This window comes from Halanaerobium saccharolyticum, from assembly GCF_004362045.1.
GTDB lineage: Bacteria > Bacillota > Halanaerobiia > Halanaerobiales > Halanaerobiaceae > Halanaerobium > Halanaerobium saccharolyticum_C.
On sequence record NZ_SNWX01000038.1, the window covers coordinates 1 to 21,753 of the forward strand.

Sequence of the window (21,753 nt, forward strand, 5' to 3'; positions counted from 1 at the left end):
AGTTAGTGGATTGCAGAGAGCAATAAAGTCTCTTGCATTCTAAAATATTTAAAGGGAGTCTTAATCTATTTCCAAAAGCTACTTGACACAATCATTTATCCAGGCAATTTGACATAACGGACTTAGTTTGTTATTCTTTTATAGAAGTTAACAAGCGGGTTATATTTATCCCGGATTATTATCAGAGTAGATACTGTGCTGATAATAAATGAATGATAATTTTGAGTATATGGTTTAGAATTTGTTCGTAAAGGACATTTTCTAGACCTTTTTTTGTGCCAGAGTATTTTTAACAAAAATAAAATAGAGAGGTGAATATATTGAAAATAAAAGCAGAAAATCTCTATAAGATTTTCAATGGTAAGGGCCAGAAAGAAATTAAACTGCTCAAAGATGGTATGAGCAAAGATGATATTTTAGAAAAAACTGGGGCTACTGTTGGAATCAATAATGCCAGCTTTGAAGTTGAAGAAGGAGAAATATTTGTAATTATGGGACTCTCCGGCAGTGGTAAATCAACACTATTACGATGTATTAACAGACTGGTAGAACCGACTTCTGGATCAGTTGAGGTTGATGGGACAGATGTTATGGATTTAAATAAAGATGAACTACGAGAGTTTAGAAAAGAAAAGTTTGGAATGGTTTTTCAGCACTTTGCTCTTTTTCCATACCGAACTGTTCTGGAAAATGCAGAATTCGGATTAGAAATTGAAGGAGTAGATAAAGAAACAAGAAAAGAAAAAGCAATGACTGCTTTAAAACAGGTTGGGCTGGAAGGATACGAAGACCAGATGCCGGATCAGCTCAGTGGTGGAATGCAGCAGCGAGTTGGACTTGCCCGGGCACTTGCTGTTGATACTGATATCTTGCTGATGGATGAACCTTTTAGTGCCCTGGATCCGCTGATTAAAAAAGATATGCAGGATAAACTGCTGGAGCTATATGAACATATAGATAAAACAATTGTTTTTATAACTCATGACCTGGATGAGGCATTAAAACTGGGTGATAGAATTGCTATCATGAAAGATGGAGAAATTGTTCAGGTGGGAAATCACGAAGAGATTTTGACAAATGCTGAAAATGAGTATGTGGCAGAATTTGTGCAGGATGTTAATCGTTCCCGGGTTTTAACAGCTGAAGATATTATGGATAAGCCAGAAGCTGTATTATATAAGCAGGATGGCCTGAGAACTGCTCTCCACAAAATGCGTCATAATGAATTGGAAAGTATCTTTGTGCTGGGAGAAAATAGAAAGTATAGAGGCATTGTTACAATTGAAGATGTTGTAGAATCAATTAATAAAAACAAAGAAAACCTGGATGACATAATAAAGGATGTGCCACTAGCAGAGCCTGAAGAAAGTGTTAATGATCTATTTTCAAAAATTGCAGATATTGACACTCCACTCCCAGTATTAGATGAAAACAAAAAACTAAAAGGAGTTATTGTCAAAACACATGTAGTAGCCAATCTTGCTTCCGAAAAAGTATAAAATGATTTTTATAAAAGTTTATAAATTATGATAAAATTTACAGTTAAATTAATTAATAATATCTCTGGAGGGATATAAATGAATAAGATAAAATTAATTTCAACTTTGCTCATCGTTCTTTTAGGATTTGGAATATTTGCTGCAGTACCACAGGTTGCAGCTCAAGATGATACAATTAACTTTGGTTATGTGCAGTGGCCTGGTGTAACAATAAAAACTCATGTGGCTGCAAAAGTAGCTGAATATTTAGGTTATAAAACTAAAATGACAGCTGCTTCTGAGGCAATAATTTTCAAGAGTTTAGAAACTGGGGACCTGGATGTATTTTTAGGTAACTGGCTGCCAACTATGCAGATGCATTTTAATGAATATCAGAAAAAAGGTGTAATCCATAATGTGAGAGTAAACCTACATGATGTAGTTTACAGAACAGCAGTCCCTGAATATGTCTATGAAGCAGGGGTAAAATCAATGGCTGATTTAAATAAATATGCGGATAAGTTTGGAAGAAAAATTTATGGAATTGAGCCTGGAAATGATGGAAATATAATAATCCAGGATGCTATAGATAATAACACCTATAATTTAAGTGAATGGACACTTCAGGCCAGCTCCACAGCTGGTATGCTTTCTTCAGTTCAGAGAGCAGTTAACAATAAAGAATGGATAGCATTTAATGGCTGGAAACCTCACTATATGAATGTAATGTTTGATATTAAATATCTTAAGGATCCAGAAGGAATCTGGGGAGAAGATCCAAGTGTGTACACTGTAGCCAGAAATGGTTACCAGGATGAAAATCCTAATTTCTATAAGTTCCTAGAACAGTTTACAGTAACTGCTCCAATCCAGAATAATTGGATTAACGAATATCAAAATAAAGACCGTGATCCAGAAGTAGTAGCTGAAGAATGGATTGCTAATAATTTAGATGTTGTCAATCAGTGGGTTTTTGGAGTAAACAGCACTGATGGACGAATGGGAAGAAAAGTAATAGCTGAAATTGTAAATAATTAAGTTAAATAAATAATAAAAATATTATTATAAAGTATTGCTGAATAAGTAAAGCTGGTGGTGTCAATTAAATTTGGTGCCGCCAGTTAAAATTTAATAAGGATGGTGATTATTATTAACAGTATTCTTGAACTTTTAACTACCAAAATTCCTCTGGGGAACTGGGTAGAAAATTTAGTTAATTTTTTAATCAATAATTTTAGTGGACCTTTAAATGGTTTTGCATCTTTTATAGAATTTATTGTAAGTGGAATAGAGTCAATACTCGCTTTTCCACATCCTCTGATTTTAATCGCGATTTTTGCTGCTGCAGCCTGGAAACTTAAAGGAAAAAAGATGGCAGTATTTGTAACTCTTGGTTTATTACTTGTTTTAAATCTTGGAATGTGGGAACCCTTAGTTGTAACTCTTGCTTCAATAATTACTTCTGTTTTAATTGCACTGGTTATCGGGATTCCGATTGGAATTATTAAAGCTCATAATAAAGTTGTAGATTTAGTTACTCGACCAATTTTGGATTTTATGCAGACAATTCCACCATTTGTTTATTTAATTCCTGCTTTAATGTTCTTTGGGCTCGGTAATGTATCAGGAGTGATTGCAACTGTAGTTTTTGCAATTGCACCACCTATCAGATTAACCTATCTGGGAATAAAACAGGTTGATGAAGAGTTAGAAGAAGCAGGTCATGCTTTTGGAGCAAACTGGTGGCAAATTTTATTCAAAATTGAGCTTCCAGGTGCTATGCCTTCAATCATGATGGGAATCAATCAGTGTATTATGCTTTCCCTATCCATGGTAGTTATTGCAGCTATGATCGGAGCCGGTGGACTTGGTAAACCAGTACTCAGATCTTTAAATGTTGTTGATATAGGACTAGGTTTTGAAGCCGGTCTTGGGGTAGTAATAATTGCTATGGTACTTGATAGAATGTTTGGTAGAGATTCGTAAAAAAAATTCATTATAATAATTAATCTTAAATATAATAATAGAATATAATAAAAAGCAGCTAAATAAAAAACCCGCTCAGGCAGTAAATTGCCCGGCGGGTTTTTGTTATATCATTTTATTTATAATAGAGTAGTTATGCTTACTAAATTAAACTACACCCTGATCTAACATGGCATTGGCTACTTTTAAGAATCCGGCAATATTTGCACCAGCTACCAGATCACCTTCCAGACCATATTCAGCAGCAACTGCACTGGCATCTTTATAAATATTAACCATAATCTTCTGCAGTTCCTGATCAACTTTATCAAATGTCCACTCATCAAACATGGCATTTTGAGTCATCTCAATAGCGGAAGTTGCAACTCCACCAGCATTAGCGGCTTTACCGGGAATAAAGAAAACACCCTTATCCTTTACCAGTTTAACAGCTTCTGAAGTTAAAGGCATATTGGCACCTTCACCAATAGCGATAACTCCATTATCAATTAACTTCTGAGCTCCATCTGCATCCATTTCATTTTGAGTAGCACAGGGAAGAGCAATATCACAATCAATAGACCAGATATCACTATAATCTTCAGAGTACTCTGCCTCAGGATATTCTTCCAAATATTCCTTGATTCTGCCGCGATTTACTTCTTTAATTTCTTTAATCAGGTCAAGATCAATTCCTGTTTCATCATATAAATAACCGGAAGAATCACTCATTGCCACAACTTTTGCACCCAGCTGAGTAACTTTTTCATTAGCATAAATTGCAACATTACCGGATCCTGAAATAACAACTTTTTTATCATTTAAAGATAAATCATTTTCTTTAAGCATTTCTTCTAATATGTAGACCAGACCATAACCTGTAGCTTCAGTACGAACCAGACTTCCACCCCAGTCTAAACCTTTACCAGTTAAGACTCCAGCTTCATACCTATTTTTAATTCTCTTATATTGTCCAAAGAGATAACCGATTTCTCTACCACCAACACCAATATCACCGGCAGGAACATCAGTTTTATCTCCAATATGGCGGGCCAGCTCTGTCATAAAGCTCTGACAGAAACGCATCACTTCCTGATCAGATTTACCTTTAGGATCAAAATCACTACCACCTTTACCTCCACCAATTGGACGACCAGTTAAGGCATTTTTAAAAATTTGTTCAAACCCGAGGAACTTGACTATACCTGTATACACAGAAGGATGAAATCTTAATCCACCTTTATAGGGGCCAAGAGCTGAATTGAATTCAATTCTAAACCCACGATTAACCTGTGTCTGCCCCTGATCATCAACCCAGGGAACACGGAAAATAATCTGCCTTTCCGGTTCGACCAATCTTTCTAAAATACCATTTTCCTCATATTCCGGGTGTTTTTCAAAAACAGGATTCAAGGACTCCAGAACTTCCTCAACAGCTTGATGGAACTCAACTTCACCAGGATTTCTGTCTTTTACCATTTTTAAAACTCTTTCAGTATACTTACTCAAACTTCTCACTCCTCAAAAAATTTTTATATCATTAAACTATCACAAATTAATCTTAATATATAATTCACTTAAAATCAATTAAAAAGCTAAAGTTTTGCTTGTATACGTGGATACTTGATTATTTTTAAAATACAGGAGGTGATGAAAAACTACCAGTAAATTCTTGACAAGCTTTCTTCTATTATATATACTTAAACAAAGTAAAAACATAATAAATTTTAATAGGAAAATGCCTCATCAAATTCGATGAGGTAGAGGCGCGAATTTAGATTATTATTTTTCAACGTTAGCTTAAACCGCTGTTGGAAAAGAAAGGCTGATTTGCCGAAGTTTTCAGTCAGGGTTTAATGGCTGTCTGCTGGGTCTGTATAAAAAATATGCAGAACTGTCATTAGTAGTTTAATCCAGACTGCTGATGTTGAGCTATCTCAAAAGATGGAAGAGGTGATTTCTCTGATTAAGTATTTAACTCAGCGATTTCGCTGAGTTTTTGTTATATATAGATATTTTTATTTTAACAATAAGTTGTGATAAAATAATTTTAGGACTAAAATCTTTAAAACTGGAGTAGATTTATGAAAACAATAACTATACCTGAAAGTAAAATTCGAGAGACAGTAAAAGAATATGGAACTCCATTCCACATTTATGATGAACAGACAATTGTGGATCGCTTAAATAATCTGATGTCTTCCTTTAGCTGGGTGGACTTTAAAGAATTCTTTGCCATTAAGGCCAATCCAAATCCTCATATTTTAAAAATAATGAAGGAAAACAGCTGTGGAGTTGATGCTGCCACAATAACAGAAATTAAATTGGCAGAAATGGTAGGATTTAGGGGTGAGGATATAATGTTCACTTCTAATCTGACAACCATAGATGCTTACCAGTATGCGGTTGATAGAGGCTGTATTATAAATATTGACTGGGCAGCAGATATTTATGAACTTTTTGAAAATGAGATTATTCCGGATAATATTTGTTTCAGATTAAATCCCGGCTCAATTGAAAATGAGATTATGGGTGATTCTAAAGAATCAAAGTTTGGCTCAACAGCCGAGCAGATCAAAGACGCAGTTTCTTTTCTGGCTAAAAATGGAGTTAAATCAATTGGACTGCATACTATGGTAGTTTCTAACGAAAACAATGCTCAAATTTTTGGTGAATACACAGAGATGCTTTTTGAATTCGCCAGAGAGATTATTGATGAATATAAGGTGGAAATTGATTTTATTAATATTGGTGGTGGGATTGGAATTCCCTATCAGCCGGAAGACTTTGTTGATTTAAAAGCGATAGCAGGGGCAGTAAATGAAGCTTATGATAAGGTTTTAAAGTCAAATGGACTGCAGCCTAAGATTTATATGGAATCAGGCCGCTACATCACTGGCGAATCAGGCTATTTAGTGACAGAAGTGATTAAAGAAAAAGAAACATACAAAAAATATCTGGGTGTAGATGCTTCGATGTCAGATTTAATGAGACCGGCAATGTACAGAAGCTATCACCATTTAACAAATATTGATGCAGAAGCTCGAGGGGAAGAAGAGTCTGAGGTTTATGATGTAATTGGTTCTCTCTGTGAGAACAATGATAAATTTGCCATTGACCGCTTACTCCCTAAGAGTAAATTAGGAGATTTGATTGTAATTCATGATACAGGTGCCCACGGACATTCGATGGGTTTTAATTATAATGGAATGCTCAGAAATGGCGAGTTTTTGTATACTACTGATGGAAAAGTAAAGCAGATCAGGCGGGATGAAACTTTAGAAGATTATACAACTACTGTAATAGGAGGCTATTAATATGTTTAAGGGTGTAGGTACAGCGTTGATTACTCCTTTTAAAGACAATGGTGAGGTTGATTATGATTTATTTGAAAAGATTTTAGACCATCAATTAGAAAATGATATTGATGCGCTTGTTGTGCTGGGAACTACAGGGGAGTCTCCAACTGTTCACCTGGAAGAGAGAAAAAGGTTGACCGAAATGGCCGTTACTAAAGCAGATGGCAAGGTACCAGTGATTGTTGGTACCGGGACTAATGATACTGTAAAAGTAATTGAAATGAATAAACTGGCTGAAGAGCAGGGTGCTGATGGACTTTTAATTGTAACTCCCTATTATAATAAAACCAGTCAGGCGGGTTTGATTGACCACTACACACATATTGCCAGTCAGACTGAACTGCCAATCATAGCCTACAATGTCCCTTCCAGAACCGGAGTTAATATTGAGCCTGAGACTTTTAAGAAGATGTCCGAAATGGAAGAAAATATTGTTGCTATTAAAGAAGCAAGTGGAGATATGAGCCAGATCTTAAATGTGATAGAAATTGCCAGGGAAAACAAAACGATTCTTTCAGGTAATGATGATCAGGCATTACCACTGATGCTGTGTGGAGGTAGTGGTGTGATTTCGGTATTTTCAAATCTTATGCCCGGAGTAATGAAGGAAATCACTTCTCATATTTTAACTGAAGATTATCAGGCTGCAAGAGACTTACATTATAAATACTTAAAGTTAATGAGACTTATTTTTGTTGATGTTAATCCAATTCCAATTAAATTTGCGATGCAGCAGCTTGGTCTTTCCAATAATAATCTTCGCCGTCCACTGGTTAATTTAAGCCCGGAACATCAGCAGTTAATTATAGATGAAATGAAGGAGCTGGATATTATATGAAATATGGAATCATAGGTTATTCTGGTCGGATGGGGCAGGCAATTGAAGAATTATTTTCTGAAGTCGGCCATCAACTGGTCTATCAGAAAGATGAAAATGGAGAAAAAGAAATAGAAAAACCGGAAGTGATTATTGATTTTTCTCTAAAAGAAGCTTTTGCTGATACAGTAAGAGTGATTAAGGAAAAAGAGGTGCCTTTGGTAATTGGGACTACCGGTTTAGATGAAGCTGATTTTGCTGAATTAGATAAGCTGGCAGCAGAGGTGCCCGTGATTCAGAGCTTTAATTTTTCTATTGGAATCAATATCCTATCTGAGCTAATAAATAAGGTTAATCAATATGTAGATCAGGACTGGGATATAGAAATTTCTGAAACTCATCACCGCTTTAAAAAGGATAAACCTTCCGGTACAGCAATTATGCTGGGAGATCTTCTGGATAGGGATGTAGAAATGCATTCTAAAAGACTGGGTTCAGAGTTTGGTGAACACGAGATTGATTTTGCCAGCACAGGTGAAGTACTTACTTTAAAGCACAGAGCTTACTCCAGAGAAGCTTTTACCAGAGGAGTTCTGCTGAGTGCTGAGGCAATTTTAGATTTAGAACCTGGATTTTATAGTTTTTCTGAAATTTTAAATAGTTAAAAATAAAAATTATATTTTCATTCCAAATTTCACTCAAGAAAAGAGATAAGTCATTTCATTTTAATTTTAATTTTTATTTTTAACGGATACTTGTAATAATAATTTATATCTTAATTTTAAGTGATGAAACTTAAGTCAAAATGATAAAGCTTAATAAAAAGATACAACTGGAGGCAAAAAAATGGATTCTTACGATTTAATTGATTATATTTCAAATTCTACCAAAAAATCACCTGTTAAATTTTATGTTAAGGGTGAAGGATTAAAAGAAGTTTTAAGTACTTACGAATATTATGGAGATGACAGTTCTGGAGTTGTTTTCTGTGAGCAGCAGGAAGCAGAAACAATTAAGCAAAAACTCGGAGATAAGTTAACTCAATCCAGAATTGAAATGGATAGACTTAATTCTGCTATACCTTTAGCAGATTACAGTCAGTATAACTGCAGAATAGAGCCTGGAGTACATATTCGCGACCAGGTTGAAATTGGAGATGGCTGTGTCCTAATGATGGGAGCTGTTATCAATATTGGTGCTAAAATTGGGGCCAATACAATGATTGATATGAATACTGTGCTTGGAGGTCGAGCTACAGTTGGTGATAATTGTCATATCGGTGCTGGAACAGTGCTGGCCGGTGTTATTGAACCACCAAGTGCTGATCCGGTAATTGTGGAAGATGATGTTCTTATCGGTGCAAATGCAGTTGTTTTGGAGGGGGTTAAGATTGGTGAGGGTGCAGTTATTGCAGCCGGTTCAATTGTAATTGATGATGTACCTGCCGGTACTGTTTATGCCGGTGCTCCTGCTAAAAAAATTAAGGATGTAGATGATCAGACAAAACAGAAGACTGAAGTAATGGCAAGTTTGCGCCAACTTTAAAAATTAACTTTAAGATTAAGGCTGGCTGAATTTATTTTGGCCAGCTTTTTCAAATTAGGCAGGCATATTATATCTATTCCCAAATATATTTATAAAGGATGTTTTAAAAATGCGTTATTTAAAACTTTATAACAATTATGATTTTACAATCGAAAAAGCTGAGGGTGTTTATATTTATGATACCGATGGCAATCAATATTTTGATACCTTTGCCGGGATTGGAGTGCTGGCTCTGGGCCACAGCCATCCAAAAGTTGTAAAAGAGATTTCTGCAAAACTGGAACGCTATGCTCACACTTCCAATTACTTTTTAGATGAGGATACAGAAAAGGTAGCTAAGCTAATTACCAATCAGGGAGAAAAAGTATTTTTTGTTAACTCAGGTACTGAGGCAACCGAACTGGCTTTAAAAGTAATTAAAAAGAAAATTGATGGGGGAAAGATTTTATTTTTTAGCAATTCTTTTCACGGAAGAAGCCTGGGGGCTTTATCTGTAAATGGTTTCCCGGGGATTAGAGACCAGTTTAAACCTCTGCTTCCGGATACACTAGAGGCAGAATTTAATGATGTGGATAGCTTAAAAGAAACTGCAGCCAATAATCCAGAGATTAAGGCAGTATTTTTTGAACCACTGCAGGGCTCTGGTGGTGTGCAGCCGGCATCTCCAGAATTTATAGCTGAACTCAAACATCAAATAGCAGCCAATGACTGGATTCTGGCTGTTGATGAAGTACAGGCAGGACTTTACAGGACTGCTAAGAGATATTCTTATCAGCATTTTGACTTAAAACCGGATCTGGTTACTGTAGCAAAAGCCCTTGGTGGAGGTTTGCCATTAGGTGGAGTAATTATGGCTGGAGAGATGACAGAGGTACTTAAACCAGGTGACCACGGCTCAACCTTTGCTCCCAATCCACTTGCTCTAAGAGGGGCAAAAGTTGTTTTAGAAGAGCTGGAAACAATGGAAGCTTCGATTGCTGAAAATGGAGAATATTTTCTGAACAGATTAAAAGAACTTGATTCGGAAAAGATTGAGGAAGTTAGAGGAATTGGCTTAATGCTGGGAATTGAGTTAAAAGAAGTAATTCCTAATTTAAGGGACAGAGCTCAGTCAGAAGGAGTTTTACTGAATCTTGTTAAAGGCAGAATAATTCGTTTTTTACCTGCTCTAAATATTACTAAAGATGAAATCGATGAACTAATAGAAAAATTGAAAAAGATATTGGCTTAAAAAAATGGTACCGGGTACCTGGATTAAATTTCCAGTTACCCGGTATTTTTCATTAAAAATCTGGCATCTCATCAATAGCATTTTTCTTCTCTTGAGTGTCAACATGGGTATAAATCTGGGTTGTTGACAGATTGGCATGACCTAAAAGATCCTGCAGCACCTTGATATCTTTAGTCTGACGATAAAGAGTAGAGGCAAAAGTATGGCGCAGTTTATGAGGAGTTATTTTATCAGCTCTACTTAAACCTGCTTTTTTTGCATATTTTTTGACAAAAAGCTGAATAGTCCTCGGATTAATTCTTCTGCCGTGACGGGAAATAAAAACTGCCTGGCGGGCATCACTTTCTTTAATTTCAATTGAATTTCTTTCCCGCATATAACGCCTGATTGCTAAAACTACATCGTGATGCAGTGGTACATAACGTTCTTTTTTACCCTTACCATAAAATTTTATGGAGCCATCTTCAAAGTCAATATTATCAAAATCAAGATTGACGAGTTCTGAGATACGGAGTCCGGCATATAAGAAGAGCTTAACTATTGCCAGATCCCGGAGGCGGTTGATTCCACCATGTTCATCAATAGCCTGAATGAACTTCTGAGCTTCCTTTAATTTTAAATAAATTGGCTCCAGTCTGGTATCAGTTTTACTGCTTTCTATCGCTTCAGCTGGATTTTTAGTGACAATTCCATAATGGAGCAGATATTTGTAAAAAGAACGGACAGCAAAGAGTTTACGATTTCTGGTAACCGCCTTATTATCATTAACAATTACTGCATCAGCCAGAAACTCCGAGATATCAAGCCGATCAACATCATCTGGCTTAAATCCCTCTTTAAAATCAAGTTCTTCCAGCAGATATTTATGTAATTGATGCAGATCACTGTCATATTCCTTAATTGTCAGTTTAGAATAACCTTTTTCTACATCCAGATATTTTTTAAATTTATTTACAGCCTGTAAAAAGTTGAGTTGAGAAATCTTAATCACTTCCTTTCATCTGGTACCGGGCACTTGGATAAATTTACCATATAATTGTTAGTTTAAATATTGAAATAGAAAATTTATCCAGGTACCCGGTACCCTTCCCTAATTACTTATTCAATTAAAAAGATTAAATTCCTCTTTTAAAACTCTTGACCTTCTCTGACCTTTGTATTATAATTATATTATAGAAAGTCAATTAAAATTGAATAACTTGTATCAAAGGAGGAATAAAAAATGGATATGGAAAAGTTTACACGGAAAGCACAGCAGAGTCTGGTAGAGGCACAGAATGTTGCTAAAGACTATCAGCATCAGGAAATATTTCCTTCTCATTTATTTAAAGCTTTATTAAATCAGGATGATGGTATAGTAATCCCACTGCTGCAGAAGGCAGAAGTGAATCTGGCAGAACTCAAGTCGGAAAATGAAAAACTGCTTAAAAAACTGCCCCAGGTTTATTCTGAACAGGGTGGTCAGGCATATATGTCACATCAATTAAATGATATTATGCGCGAGGCTGAAAAACAGGCAGATGGACTTGGTGATCAGTATGTATCAACCGAGCATTTTTTGCTGGCCATTTTAAAAAGTAGAAAAACTGACTTAGGTAAAATGCTTTATGAAAAAAATATAAATTATAATGATCTAAAACAGATTATCCAGGAAGTCCGTGGAGGAGATAAAATTGATTCCCAGCAGGGAGAAGAGGGTTTTAATGTTTTAGAAAAATATACAATTGACATCACTGAGCTGGCGAAAAATGGAAAATTGGATCCTGTTATCGGTCGTGATAATCTAATCAGAAGAGTAATGCAGGTTCTATCACGCCGCCGTAAAAATAATCCAGTTTTAATTGGGGAGCCCGGTGTCGGTAAAACTGCGATTGTGGAAGGACTGGCACAGAGAATTATTAATGGTGATGTTCCAGAAGGCTTAAAGAAGAAAAAAGTGATTTCCCTGGATATGGGTTCTTTAGTTGCCGGAACTAAATTTAGAGGTGAGTTTGAAGAAAGACTGAAATCGGTTTTAAAAGAAATCAAAAAAGCCGAAGGCCAGATTATTCTCTTTATTGATGAGATGCATACCTTAGTTGGAGCTGGTGCCACTGAAGGTTCAATGGATGCAGCCAATCTCTTAAAACCTGCTCTGGCACGCGGTGAACTGCACTGTGTGGGAGCAACAACCCTAGCTGAATACAAAAAGCACATCGAAAAGGATGCAGCCTTAGAGAGAAGATTTCAGCCAGTTCAGGTCTCTGAGCCGGATATAGAAGATACAGTTTCTATCTTAAGAGGCTTAAAAGAAAAATACGAAATTCACCATGGAATTAAAATTACAGATAATGCAATTGTAGCAGCAGCCAAACTTTCCGACCGCTACCTGACTGAGAGATTCTTACCTGATAAAGCAATTGATTTAATTGATGAGGCAGCCTCAAAAATCAGAATTGAAATTGATTCGATGCCGATTGAGATCGACGAACTGGACCGCAGAGTACGAAGGCTGGAAACCGAAAAAGAAGCTTTAAAAAATGAAGATACAGAAGAAGCACAGCAAAGACTGAAAGAAATTGAAGAAAAACTGCAGGAGTTAAAAGATAAGCGTGATCCACTGCGTTTAAAATGGAAAAACGAAAAAGATCAGCTTGCCAGGATGCAGGAATTGAAGGAAAAAATTGAGCAGATTGAGTATCGCGCTGAAGCAGCAGAAAGAGAAGCAAATTACGAAGAAGCAGCCAGGCTGCGCTATGGGGAACTAAATGAGCTGCGTCAGAAGCTGGCAGAAGTTAGTCAGAAGGTTGAAGAATCACAAAAAGATTCCACTCATCTGGTTAAAGAAGAGGTGACTGAGGAAGATATTGCCGAAATTGTTTCTCTCTGGACCGATATTCCACTGCAGAAGCTGATGGAAGAAGAAAAAGAAAAGTTGATTCATTTAGAAGATGAACTGGAAAAAAGAGTTGTCGGTCAGCATGATGCAGTTAAAGCAGTCAGTAATGCAATTCGTCGTTCCCGAACAGGTCTGCAGGATGCGGATAGACCACTGGCTTCCTTTATGTTTATGGGACCAACCGGTGTTGGTAAAACAGAGCTTGCTAAAACACTGGCAGAATATCTATTTGATGACGAAAAAGTTCTGACCAGAATCGATATGTCAGAATATATGGAAAGACATGCAGTTTCTAAATTGATAGGTTCACCTCCAGGTTATGTGGGCTTTGAAGAAGGTGGTCAGCTGACAGAAAAGGTCAGACGCAACCCCTATTCTGTAATTCTTTTTGATGAAATAGAAAAAGCACATCCGGATGTATTCAATATTCTGCTGCAGATTCTTGATGATGGAGTTTTAACTGACAGTCAGGGAAAAGAGGTTGACTTTAGAAATACAGTAATTATCATGACTTCTAATGTTGGATCTCAGTATATTCAGGATTTAGATGATGAAGACAGGATAAGAGAAGAAATTGATGAGGCACTTAAAGGTCAATTTAGACCTGAGTTTTTAAATAGAATTGACGAAAAAATTATCTTTCACTCTTTAACTAAGGAAGATATCTTTAAAATCATCGATATTCAGATTTCTTATCTGCAAAATAACTTGTCTGAACAGGATATTGAAATTGAACTAACTAAAGCTGCTAAAGAAGAACTCCTGGAGCTCGGTTTTGATCCAGCTTATGGAGCCAGACCTTTAAGAAGAGTTATTCAAAATCAGATTAAAGACGAACTGGCAATGCTGCTCCTGGAAGAAAAAATTACAGAAGGTGACCAGATTAAAGTTGATTTTAAAGATGGAGAATTTAAGTTTAAAAATTAAAATAAAGCTGAAATAGAGTAATTGATTGCTAAATAAGCTTCAAAAAATATTGTTTTGACTCCAGACCGGTAAAATTGCCGGTCTTTTTTTATGTTCTGTTTTTTAATATAATGAAGGAAAATTATTAATTACCCAGAATTATAATTATTGTACATACTATTTGAATAAATAGAATAAAAAAATTAAAATGTGAGGTTTTTAAATGTCTGAACAAAAGAAAAATATTAATCTTTTTGTTTTCGTCACCGCTTTTTACTGGTTTTCAATGTATGCCTATATTCCCACCTTTTCACCCTACATAGAATCTCTAGGTGCTTCTCATAAGATGATCGGTTTAATTTTAGGTTCATATGGATTTACCCAGATGCTGATTAGAATTCCGCTTGGAATTTATTCGGACAGAATTAATAAGAAAAAGATATTTGTTAATCTCGGGATTTTACTGAGTGTAATCAGCACCATTGGGATGTGGTTTGCAGAAACACCGGCTCTAATTTTAGTTTTTCGCTCACTTGCCGGAGCGTCTGCAGCTACCTGGGTCAGTTTTACTGTCCTTTTTTCCTCCTATTTTAAAGATGATGATACTTCTCATGCCATTGGGATTATCAATGCTTCCAATAAATCAGGCCAGGTAGTAGGTATGCTTTTAGGAGGGCTAATTGCTCAGAGTCTAAGTCAGCAGTATCCTTTTTTACTTGCTGCAGCTGCTGGAATAATCGGTTTTGCTTTAAGTTTGAAAGTTGATGAAAATAAAAAAATTGATCACAAAGCAATTACCTTCAAAGAAATAATAAAAGTTGCAAAAAATAGAAGTCTGCTGACGGTTTCATTTCTGGCAATTTTAATGATGATGATTTCTCACTCCACCACCTTTGGTTTTATCCCGGTGGCTGCTAAAAATCTGGGAGCAACAAGTTTTCATTTAGGACTTTTAACAACGATTACAACAATTCCCGGAATCCTTTCTTCCTATTTAAGCGGCAGCTATTTTAGCAAAAAAATAGGAGAAAAAAATACCGTTACCATCGGATTTTCACTGCTGGCAGTTTCCTGTATTTTAGTACCCTTTATTGATCAACTTTACCTGCTCTACTTTAATCAGATGCTCAACGGTTTTTCGCAGGGTATGATTTTCCCAGTTTTAATGGGCTTGAGCATTAAAAATGTGAGAGCAAATAAAAGAGGAACCGCCATGGGCTTTTTTCAGGCAATTTATGGACTGGGGATGTTTATAGGACCAATTATGGTCGGAACTATCAGTGATTTTGCCGGCCTGAAGATGGGATTCTGGATGATCGGTCTGGTTGGAATCCTGGGAGCCATCTTAACCCGCTTTTATCAGGCTGAAAGAGTGTAGAATGAAAAAATATAAAGTTAATCATTAATTAATAAAGAAATATCTGAGGATATAAAGTTAGGAGATCTAGATGAATAAAAATAAAATTATCAAGCAGTTAAATAAAAATAGAGCTAAAAATATCAGCCTGCTGGGAGTAATAGAAAACTATGGTATCGAAAGTAGTTTAAAATATAAAAACTCAATTTTGATTACCGTTAAAACAGATCATTTATGGTGCTATCCAGCCAGTAACAGCAGAGATGAACTGGTTGAACTTCTAAAAAGATTTGAGAATAAAACAAATTATTTTGCTTCTCTGGAGAGTTGGATGATTCCAGTTATCAGTAAGAACAGAGAAATTGAATGGAAGTTAAAAACTGAAAGATTAATTCTATCTGAAGAGGCTAAAAAACTTTCCTTTCTGCACAATAAAGCAAAGCAAGAAGAAAAAATACAGACTGAAAACGACTTTGAACTTCGAAAGCTTAAAAGTCAGGATGCCGATTTCATCTTTGCTCACTCCCACTATCAGGATTTCACCTCTAAAGCATATATAAAAGAACGGATAGCGGCAGATTGTTCTGCCGGAATTTTTATTAACGAAGAACTCGCAGCCTGGGGTTTAATACATGATGATGGTGCAGTTGGTTTTATCCATGTCAGAGAAAATTTCAGAAAAAACGGCTATGCCCACCTAATTATGAAAAAATTAATCAAAAATAAAAGGGAAAATGGAAAAGATGTCTTTTTGAATGTTGAGCCGGATAATTCAAAGGCAAAAAAGTTATTTTATTCACTTGGTTTTGAATTTGATAGAATGATCAGCTGGATTAAACTTAAAGAAGAATAACTTAATAAAGGAGGCCGACAGAATCATGAAAGAAAAAGAAATTATCGATAAAACTAAAAATCCGATTACAAAAAAATTATTAATTAATGATTTAAAAAAGTTAAAGTTAAAAGGAGAAGTTGTCATTGTTCATTCTGCCCTCAGCCAGCTGGGCTGGGTCTGTGGGGGAGCTGTGGCCCTGGTGGAAGCCCTGCAGGAAGCAGTTACTGAGGAAGGAACTCTGGTCATGCCAGCTCACAGTGGTGATTACTCTGAACCCAAATACTGGGGGAATCCTCCGGTACCAGAAGAGTGGTATCAGACAATCAGAGATGAGATGCCTGCCTACAGACCAGAAATAACTCCCACCAGGGGACTGGGGGTAACACCGGAAATCTTTCGTAAGTTTCCAGATGTATTAAGAAGCGATCACCCCTGTCTTTCTTTTGCAGCCTGGGGAAAGGAAGCAGAAGCTATTACAGCCGATCACAGACTGGACTATGCGCTGGGAGAGCACTCACCTCTGGCCAGAATTTATGAAAGAGGAGGTAAAGTACTTTTAATTGGAGTCGGACATGACTGCAATACCTCACTTCATCTGGCAGAATACAGAGCAGAATATGATCTTAAAATCAAGATTTTTGGTTCTTCAATTTTAAAAGATGGGAAGAATGTCTGGGCTAAATACCAGGATATTGAATTTAATGATGATTTATTTCCAGCAATCGGAAAAGAATACGAATCAGAACATAAATACAGCAGTGCCACAATTGGACTGGCAGAGGCAAAATTGTTTGATCAAAAAATAATAGTTGATTTTGCAGTCAACTGGCTGGAAAAAAGAGAAAATTAGTTAAGACAGTTACATAATTTCTGGCATTTAAAAGGAGAATAAAATGAAAGCATTAATTTTAAATGGGGAAGAAGTAGATGGCTTTTCTTTAAAGCATATTTCAAAAAGTATTAAAGAAGAATTGAGAAGCTGTGATTTTGAAGTTGAAGAAATATTGTTAAAAGAAAAAGAGATTGCAGACTGCCTGGGACTTTTTAAATGCTGGGTTAAAACTCCAGGAATCTGTATAATTGATGATTATGGAAGGGAAGCTGCTGCTAAATTAATAAATTCTGAACTTGTAGTTTTTCTGACACCAGTAACATTTGGCAGTTATTCCTATCAGCTAAAAAAAGCTTTAGATAGAATGATCCCTCTGATTTCTCCTTATTTCAAAAAAATTGAGGGAGAATTTCATCACAGAAAACGTTATTCAAAATATCCATCCATTTTAGCTGTCGGGGTAATGGAAAAGATTAAACAGGCCCAGAGTCAAATTTTTAAAGAACTGGTGAAAAGAAACTCTATCAACTTTCATTCTGCATATTGTGAGGCTGAAGTTTTTGAGATGGCTGATAATTTTGATAGTAAAAAAATTAAAAAACTTGTTAAAGTGATTTCTGAAAAAGTAGGTGAACAGAATGATTAAGTTTAAAAAAGCAATTTTGCTAATCGGAAGTCCAAAGGGTAAAGACAGTTTCTCAGCCAGTTTAGGGAGTTATCTGCTTTCTAAGGTTGAAGAATATGATGTTTCAATCGAGAAAGTTTATCTTCATTCTGAAATAAATACTGAAGCTAAAAGAATTCAGTTTTTAGATAAAATAGAAGAAACAGATATTATAATTCTTGCGGCACCGCTTTATGTGGATACTCTTCCGGCAAAGGTGATTAGAACTTTGAGCCTAATCGCAGAAAATAGAAAGAATATAAATAGTGATCATTCTGATTTAGAAACGGATAAGAGCTTTGCTGTAATAGTCAACTGTGGTTTTCCTGAAGCTGAGCAAAATAAAACAGCCTTTAAAGTTTATGAGCAGTTTGCTAAAGAAGCCGGGTTTAAATATCTTGGTGGAATATCGATTGGAATGGGAGGTGTAGTCAGCGGCAGATCTTTATTAGAAATGGGCGGAATGTCCAGTGATTTAATTAAAGGTCTTGAGCGGGCAGCTGATGATATTGTAAGAAGTCATAGATTTTCTGATTCTGTTATTGAAAAAACTTCTAAACCAATGATTTCCCCAAAGTGGATTTATACTTTAGTCGGTAATTTTTCCTGGAGATATCAGGCCTTTCAAAACAGGGTTTACAGGAAGATGAACGACAAGCCTTATCGGAGGGAGAAGTTTAATGATTAAAAATTTAGAGTATAACAAGAAATTGTGGCTGATAACTGCTGCTTTATCTCTCTTAGTTTCTTTAATCGGATTAATAAATCAAAATATCTACAGTCAGGTTGTAAGTCAGGAAATCCTGCCGGGAGTTGTTTCCCAGGATCTTATTACTTTTATAATAAGTATTCTGCTGATTTTGATTGCTTTAAAAGTTAAAAAGAATGAGACTAAAATTCAAATTATTGCCTTAAGCTTTTTAGCCTATATTTTTTATGCATACAGTATTTATGTTATTGAACAGCTCTACAATTCCTTTTATTTATTTTATCTTTTGCTGGTCTCACTTTCTTTCTGGTCGATAGTGGTGGCTCTGGCCAATTATGATAAACATTATTTTGAGGAATTGAATTTGAATAAGTATATTCATTACCTTTCTAATTTTAATACCACTTCTTTTTTATATTCTATGGACAAGTCAGCTGCTGCCACTAATGGCGGCTGAAGAAAAACAAGAATTTACCTTTTCAATATATATTCTTGATTTTGTATTTGTGCTTCCAGCAATGCTGATTACTGCAATTATGCTTATTAAGCAGAAAAAATTAGCATATCTAATGGCACCGGTACTATTTTTTAAGGCTTTTAGCCTGCTTTTTTCTGTTGCCCTTGGCAGTTTTTTGCGTCCATTATATAATGTCAATTTCAATACAGAAGAAGCTTCTTTTTATCTTACACTTTCCTTAATCTTTCTGGCTCTTGCAGTATTAAATTTTCAACAGCTTAAAATAAGAAAAATAAATTTATAAAATTAAAGGAAAAATAAGCCAGATGAAGAAATATAAGAATATGGAAACCAATAAGAGATGGGAGCTTATATATTAAATGAGGTTGAAGATAAACAAAAGAAAGAATCTGGTTTGTGTTAGTTTTGATTATGATAAAGTTGTGATTAGAAAAATTAATTCAATTCCCGGGAGCCGCTGGAATCCCAAAAGAAAGTACTGGACATTTATAAATAGCTCTACCAATTTAGCCCTTTTTTTAGAAATGTTTAAGGATAAGTATTTAATTTTTGAATCTAAAGTCAAAGATTTTGCTGGTCCAGAATTAATTGCTGACTATTTTAATCACTATTACCTGCCGCAATTTGAAAAGAAGCTGAAGTTGAAAGGCTATTCTCGAAATTCAATTAAGGCTTATCTAAACCACAATAAAACCTTTATTAAATATATTCAAAAAGATTTATTTGGGATTAAAATGGCTGATGTTAATGATTATGTATTGTATATTTTGGAGGATTTAAACAATACTCATTCTTATGCCAACCAGTTTATCAGTGCTTTTAAAACTTTTAATAATTTAATTTTACAACTTGATGGAATTAACAATAAATTGCTGCGACCAAAAAAGAAAAAGAAGCTGCCTAAAGTGTTAAATAAGAGAGAGGTAAAGGAGATTATTGCTGCTGTTGATAATTTAAAGCATCAATTAATATTAATTTTGACTTATTCTGCTGGTCTGAGAGTTAGTGAAGTTGTGAGATTGAAGATATCTGATATTGATTCAGATAGAATGTTGATATATATTCGTTCTGCGAAAGGATATAAGGACAGGTATACTTTATTATCTGAAAGTGCTCTGGCTAAGATTAACCTGTATTTAAAGGCTTTTAATGTGCATAAATATGATAAGCAGTGGCTTTTTCCTGGGCAGAATAAGGATAGGCATCTGTCAAAGCGGAGTGCGCAGAAGGTTTTTAAGCGTGCCTGCAAGAAAGCCGGGATAAATAAAGAAGTTGGAATTCACTCGCTAAGACATTCTTTTGCTACTCATTTATTGGAGCAGGGAGTAGATTTGAGGTATATCCAAAACTTATTAGGGCATAAGAGCTCTAAAACAACTGAGATTTATACCCATGTAAGTAATAAGAATTTAATTGAATCACTAATCCATTTGATAGTTTATAGAATGAAGATCTTAGCGAAATAACAGTCGTGAAGATTTGCTATTATTGTCTTAATGAACTTTTATTCGCAAAGAAACGAGTTATATGCAATAACAGCCTGTATTGCAAGTAAAGAGTATCTCTAGCAGGAAGGATAAAAACTTATGAAACCCAAATTACAATCTGCTTACATAGCTGTAGAAAATATTGATAGAGCAACAAATTTTTATGAATGGTTTTTAGAAAGATCAGCAGCTAAGAAAGGTGAGAGTTTATATCTCTTTGATGTTGATGGATTTCGCCTTTTCCTGTTTGATCATAATAATGAGAATGAAGAAGTAAAGTATGGAGATAACTGTTTATTAAGTTTTGAAGTTGATGATGCTAGAAAAACAAAAGAAAAGATAGAAGACCGTAATTTAAAGATCGTTTTTTCGTTAACTAAAATCCAGGATAATTTAGTATTTGAGTTCGAAGATCCTGAAGGAAACCATATAGAAGTCTTTTCTAAGATATCCGCATCAAAATAAAGTAGTAATTAAAGAAAAGTTCATCGTGACTATCGGCTGTTACAGCATATAACATGGGATTGCCGTTGGGCTAAAGAGCAAGCCCACCCTTCGGGACATGCCTTCTGTCACAAAGCTTGCAATAATAGCTGCAAGAAATCTAAAAGGCAAGCTTTCCGCCAGGCCTAAAGGCACAGGCACGTCGGAAATCCCAGTAACGTTATGTGCAATACTAACTTAAATATCAGCAAATAAGAGTAAGAGCTAAAAGAAGGGTTGCGGTATCGCTAACTGGCATGAATTAACTCCTGCAAATGAATTAAATAATAATTGCGGGTCTCCAGTGGCTTTAACAATGAATTTGAAGGATTATAATCTACAAAATCATTTACATATATCGATAAATAGATTGGTCACAGTTAGATCTTCACGCACTTCGTGAAGATTTAATATAGTACAGAATTAATGAACTTTTTTGCTGGTTAAGAGGTAATATCAGTGATTAGCCGGTTGAAGAAAATGAAACTTTTTTAGCGCAGCCAAGTTAGTACAGCACATAACATGGGATTAACGGCATGCCCTCTGGCACAAAGTTAGCACTTGAACAATTGTGGATATGAAAGCTAACTTTGCTCCAGGTCTGTGGACACCGGGCACACCGCGAATCCCAGGGACGTTAGGCGAAATTCTTTAACCTGATAAAATAAATGGGGGTTAACTATGGAAATAATTCAATTAACTAAAAAAGTTGATATTGATTGGACTAAT

Annotated in this window: 20 protein-coding genes and 1 riboswitch; of the genes, 18 read left to right on the forward strand and 2 right to left on the reverse strand. The window is 35.4% G+C overall.

Annotation, left to right across the window (positions count from 1 at the left end; genetic code table 11):
* The first annotated feature begins 317 nt into the window (after positions 1–317).
* The 3 genes from DFR79_RS14810 (at position 318) to DFR79_RS14820 (ending at position 3,464) form a co-directional block, all read left to right on the forward strand.
* Positions 318–1,499 (forward strand): quaternary amine ABC transporter ATP-binding protein, encoded by a 1,182-nt coding sequence (locus tag DFR79_RS14810; RefSeq protein ID WP_208107566.1) that lies wholly within the window; start codon positions 318–320, stop codon positions 1,497–1,499.
* 78 nt (positions 1,500–1,577) lie between these two features.
* Entirely contained in the window at positions 1,578–2,516 is a 939-nt protein-coding gene (locus tag DFR79_RS14815; RefSeq protein WP_133516248.1) for an ABC transporter substrate-binding protein, read from the forward strand.
* Between the two features lie 99 nt (positions 2,517–2,615).
* Positions 2,616–3,464, forward strand: a complete 849-nt coding sequence (locus tag DFR79_RS14820; RefSeq protein WP_133516249.1) for an ABC transporter permease — start codon at positions 2,616–2,618, stop codon at positions 3,462–3,464.
* A gap of 147 nt (positions 3,465–3,611) precedes the next feature.
* Here DFR79_RS14820 and gdhA read toward each other — a convergent pair whose 3' ends face one another.
* Positions 3,612–4,952, reverse strand: coding sequence for an NADP-specific glutamate dehydrogenase (gdhA, locus tag DFR79_RS14825; RefSeq protein ID WP_133516250.1), 1,341 nt, complete (start codon positions 4,950–4,952; stop codon positions 3,612–3,614).
* 244 nt (positions 4,953–5,196) lie between these two features.
* A riboswitch (Lysine riboswitch) is annotated at positions 5,197–5,386 on the forward strand.
* A 141-nt stretch (positions 5,387–5,527) separates the two neighbouring features.
* Here gdhA and lysA point away from each other — a divergent pair.
* The 5 genes from lysA to DFR79_RS14850 all read left to right on the forward strand — a co-directional run bounded on the left by lysA (position 5,528) and on the right by DFR79_RS14850 (position 10,395).
* Positions 5,528–6,760, forward strand: a complete 1,233-nt coding sequence (lysA, locus tag DFR79_RS14830) for a diaminopimelate decarboxylase (protein WP_133516251.1) — start codon at positions 5,528–5,530, stop codon at positions 6,758–6,760.
* Between the two features lies 1 nt (position 6,761).
* Positions 6,762–7,640, forward strand: a complete 879-nt coding sequence (gene dapA / locus DFR79_RS14835; RefSeq protein WP_133516252.1) for a 4-hydroxy-tetrahydrodipicolinate synthase — start codon at positions 6,762–6,764, stop codon at positions 7,638–7,640.
* The gene (locus DFR79_RS14840) at positions 7,637–8,284 is read left to right on the forward strand and encodes a 4-hydroxy-tetrahydrodipicolinate reductase (protein WP_133516253.1); all 648 of its coding nucleotides are present in this window, start codon (positions 7,637–7,639) and stop codon (positions 8,282–8,284) included. The genes dapA and DFR79_RS14840 overlap by 4 nt, the downstream gene beginning before the upstream one ends.
* Before the next feature lie 181 nt (positions 8,285–8,465).
* Positions 8,466–9,164 (forward strand): 2,3,4,5-tetrahydropyridine-2,6-dicarboxylate N-acetyltransferase, encoded by a 699-nt coding sequence (dapD, locus tag DFR79_RS14845; RefSeq protein WP_133516254.1) that lies wholly within the window; start codon positions 8,466–8,468, stop codon positions 9,162–9,164.
* Between the two features lie 109 nt (positions 9,165–9,273).
* Positions 9,274–10,395 carry an aspartate aminotransferase family protein gene (locus tag DFR79_RS14850; RefSeq protein ID WP_133516255.1) on the forward strand — a complete coding sequence of 374 codons (1,122 nt, stop codon included), beginning with the start codon at positions 9,274–9,276 and terminating at the stop codon, positions 10,393–10,395.
* A gap of 52 nt (positions 10,396–10,447) precedes the next feature.
* Here DFR79_RS14850 and xerA (DFR79_RS14855) read toward each other — a convergent pair whose 3' ends face one another.
* Complete coding sequence (xerA, locus tag DFR79_RS14855; protein WP_133516256.1) at positions 10,448–11,386, reverse strand: site-specific tyrosine recombinase/integron integrase; 939 nt, start codon at positions 11,384–11,386, stop codon at positions 10,448–10,450.
* Between the two features lie 231 nt (positions 11,387–11,617).
* Here xerA (DFR79_RS14855) and clpB point away from each other — a divergent pair, with 231 nt between their 5' ends.
* The 10 genes from clpB (at position 11,618) to DFR79_RS14905 (ending at position 21,006) form a co-directional block, all read left to right on the forward strand.
* Positions 11,618–14,200 (forward strand): ATP-dependent chaperone ClpB, encoded by a 2,583-nt coding sequence (gene clpB, locus DFR79_RS14860; RefSeq protein ID WP_133516257.1) that lies wholly within the window; start codon positions 11,618–11,620, stop codon positions 14,198–14,200.
* 202 nt (positions 14,201–14,402) lie between these two features.
* Positions 14,403–15,557, forward strand: a complete 1,155-nt coding sequence (locus DFR79_RS14865; protein WP_133516258.1) for an MFS transporter — start codon at positions 14,403–14,405, stop codon at positions 15,555–15,557.
* A 70-nt stretch (positions 15,558–15,627) separates the two neighbouring features.
* Positions 15,628–16,389 (forward strand): GNAT family N-acetyltransferase, encoded by a 762-nt coding sequence (locus tag DFR79_RS14870; RefSeq protein WP_133516259.1) that lies wholly within the window; start codon positions 15,628–15,630, stop codon positions 16,387–16,389.
* Positions 16,390–16,414: 25 nt separating this feature from the next.
* Positions 16,415–17,221, forward strand: coding sequence for an aminoglycoside N(3)-acetyltransferase (locus DFR79_RS14875; RefSeq protein WP_133516260.1), 807 nt, complete (start codon positions 16,415–16,417; stop codon positions 17,219–17,221).
* 43 nt (positions 17,222–17,264) lie between these two features.
* A complete protein-coding gene (locus tag DFR79_RS14880) occupies positions 17,265–17,849 on the forward strand; it encodes a flavodoxin family protein (protein ID WP_133516261.1) in 585 nt (194 codons plus the stop codon).
* Entirely contained in the window at positions 17,842–18,555 is a 714-nt protein-coding gene (locus DFR79_RS14885) for an NAD(P)H-dependent oxidoreductase (protein WP_133516262.1), read from the forward strand. The genes DFR79_RS14880 and DFR79_RS14885 overlap by 8 nt, the downstream gene beginning before the upstream one ends.
* Positions 18,548–19,033, forward strand: coding sequence for a hypothetical protein (locus DFR79_RS14890; protein WP_133516263.1), 486 nt, complete (start codon positions 18,548–18,550; stop codon positions 19,031–19,033). The genes DFR79_RS14885 and DFR79_RS14890 overlap by 8 nt, the downstream gene beginning before the upstream one ends.
* Positions 19,023–19,337 (forward strand): hypothetical protein, encoded by a 315-nt coding sequence (locus tag DFR79_RS14895; RefSeq protein ID WP_133516264.1) that lies wholly within the window; start codon positions 19,023–19,025, stop codon positions 19,335–19,337. Before DFR79_RS14890 ends, DFR79_RS14895 begins: the two co-directional genes overlap by 11 nt.
* Positions 19,338–19,413: 76 nt before the next feature.
* Positions 19,414–20,520, forward strand: coding sequence for a site-specific tyrosine recombinase/integron integrase (xerA, locus tag DFR79_RS14900; protein ID WP_208107565.1), 1,107 nt, complete (start codon positions 19,414–19,416; stop codon positions 20,518–20,520).
* Between the two features lie 120 nt (positions 20,521–20,640).
* Positions 20,641–21,006: a VOC family protein gene (locus tag DFR79_RS14905; protein ID WP_133516265.1), complete on the forward strand. Its 366-nt coding sequence runs from the start codon at positions 20,641–20,643 to the stop codon at positions 21,004–21,006.
* Positions 21,007–21,753 lie beyond the last annotated feature (747 nt).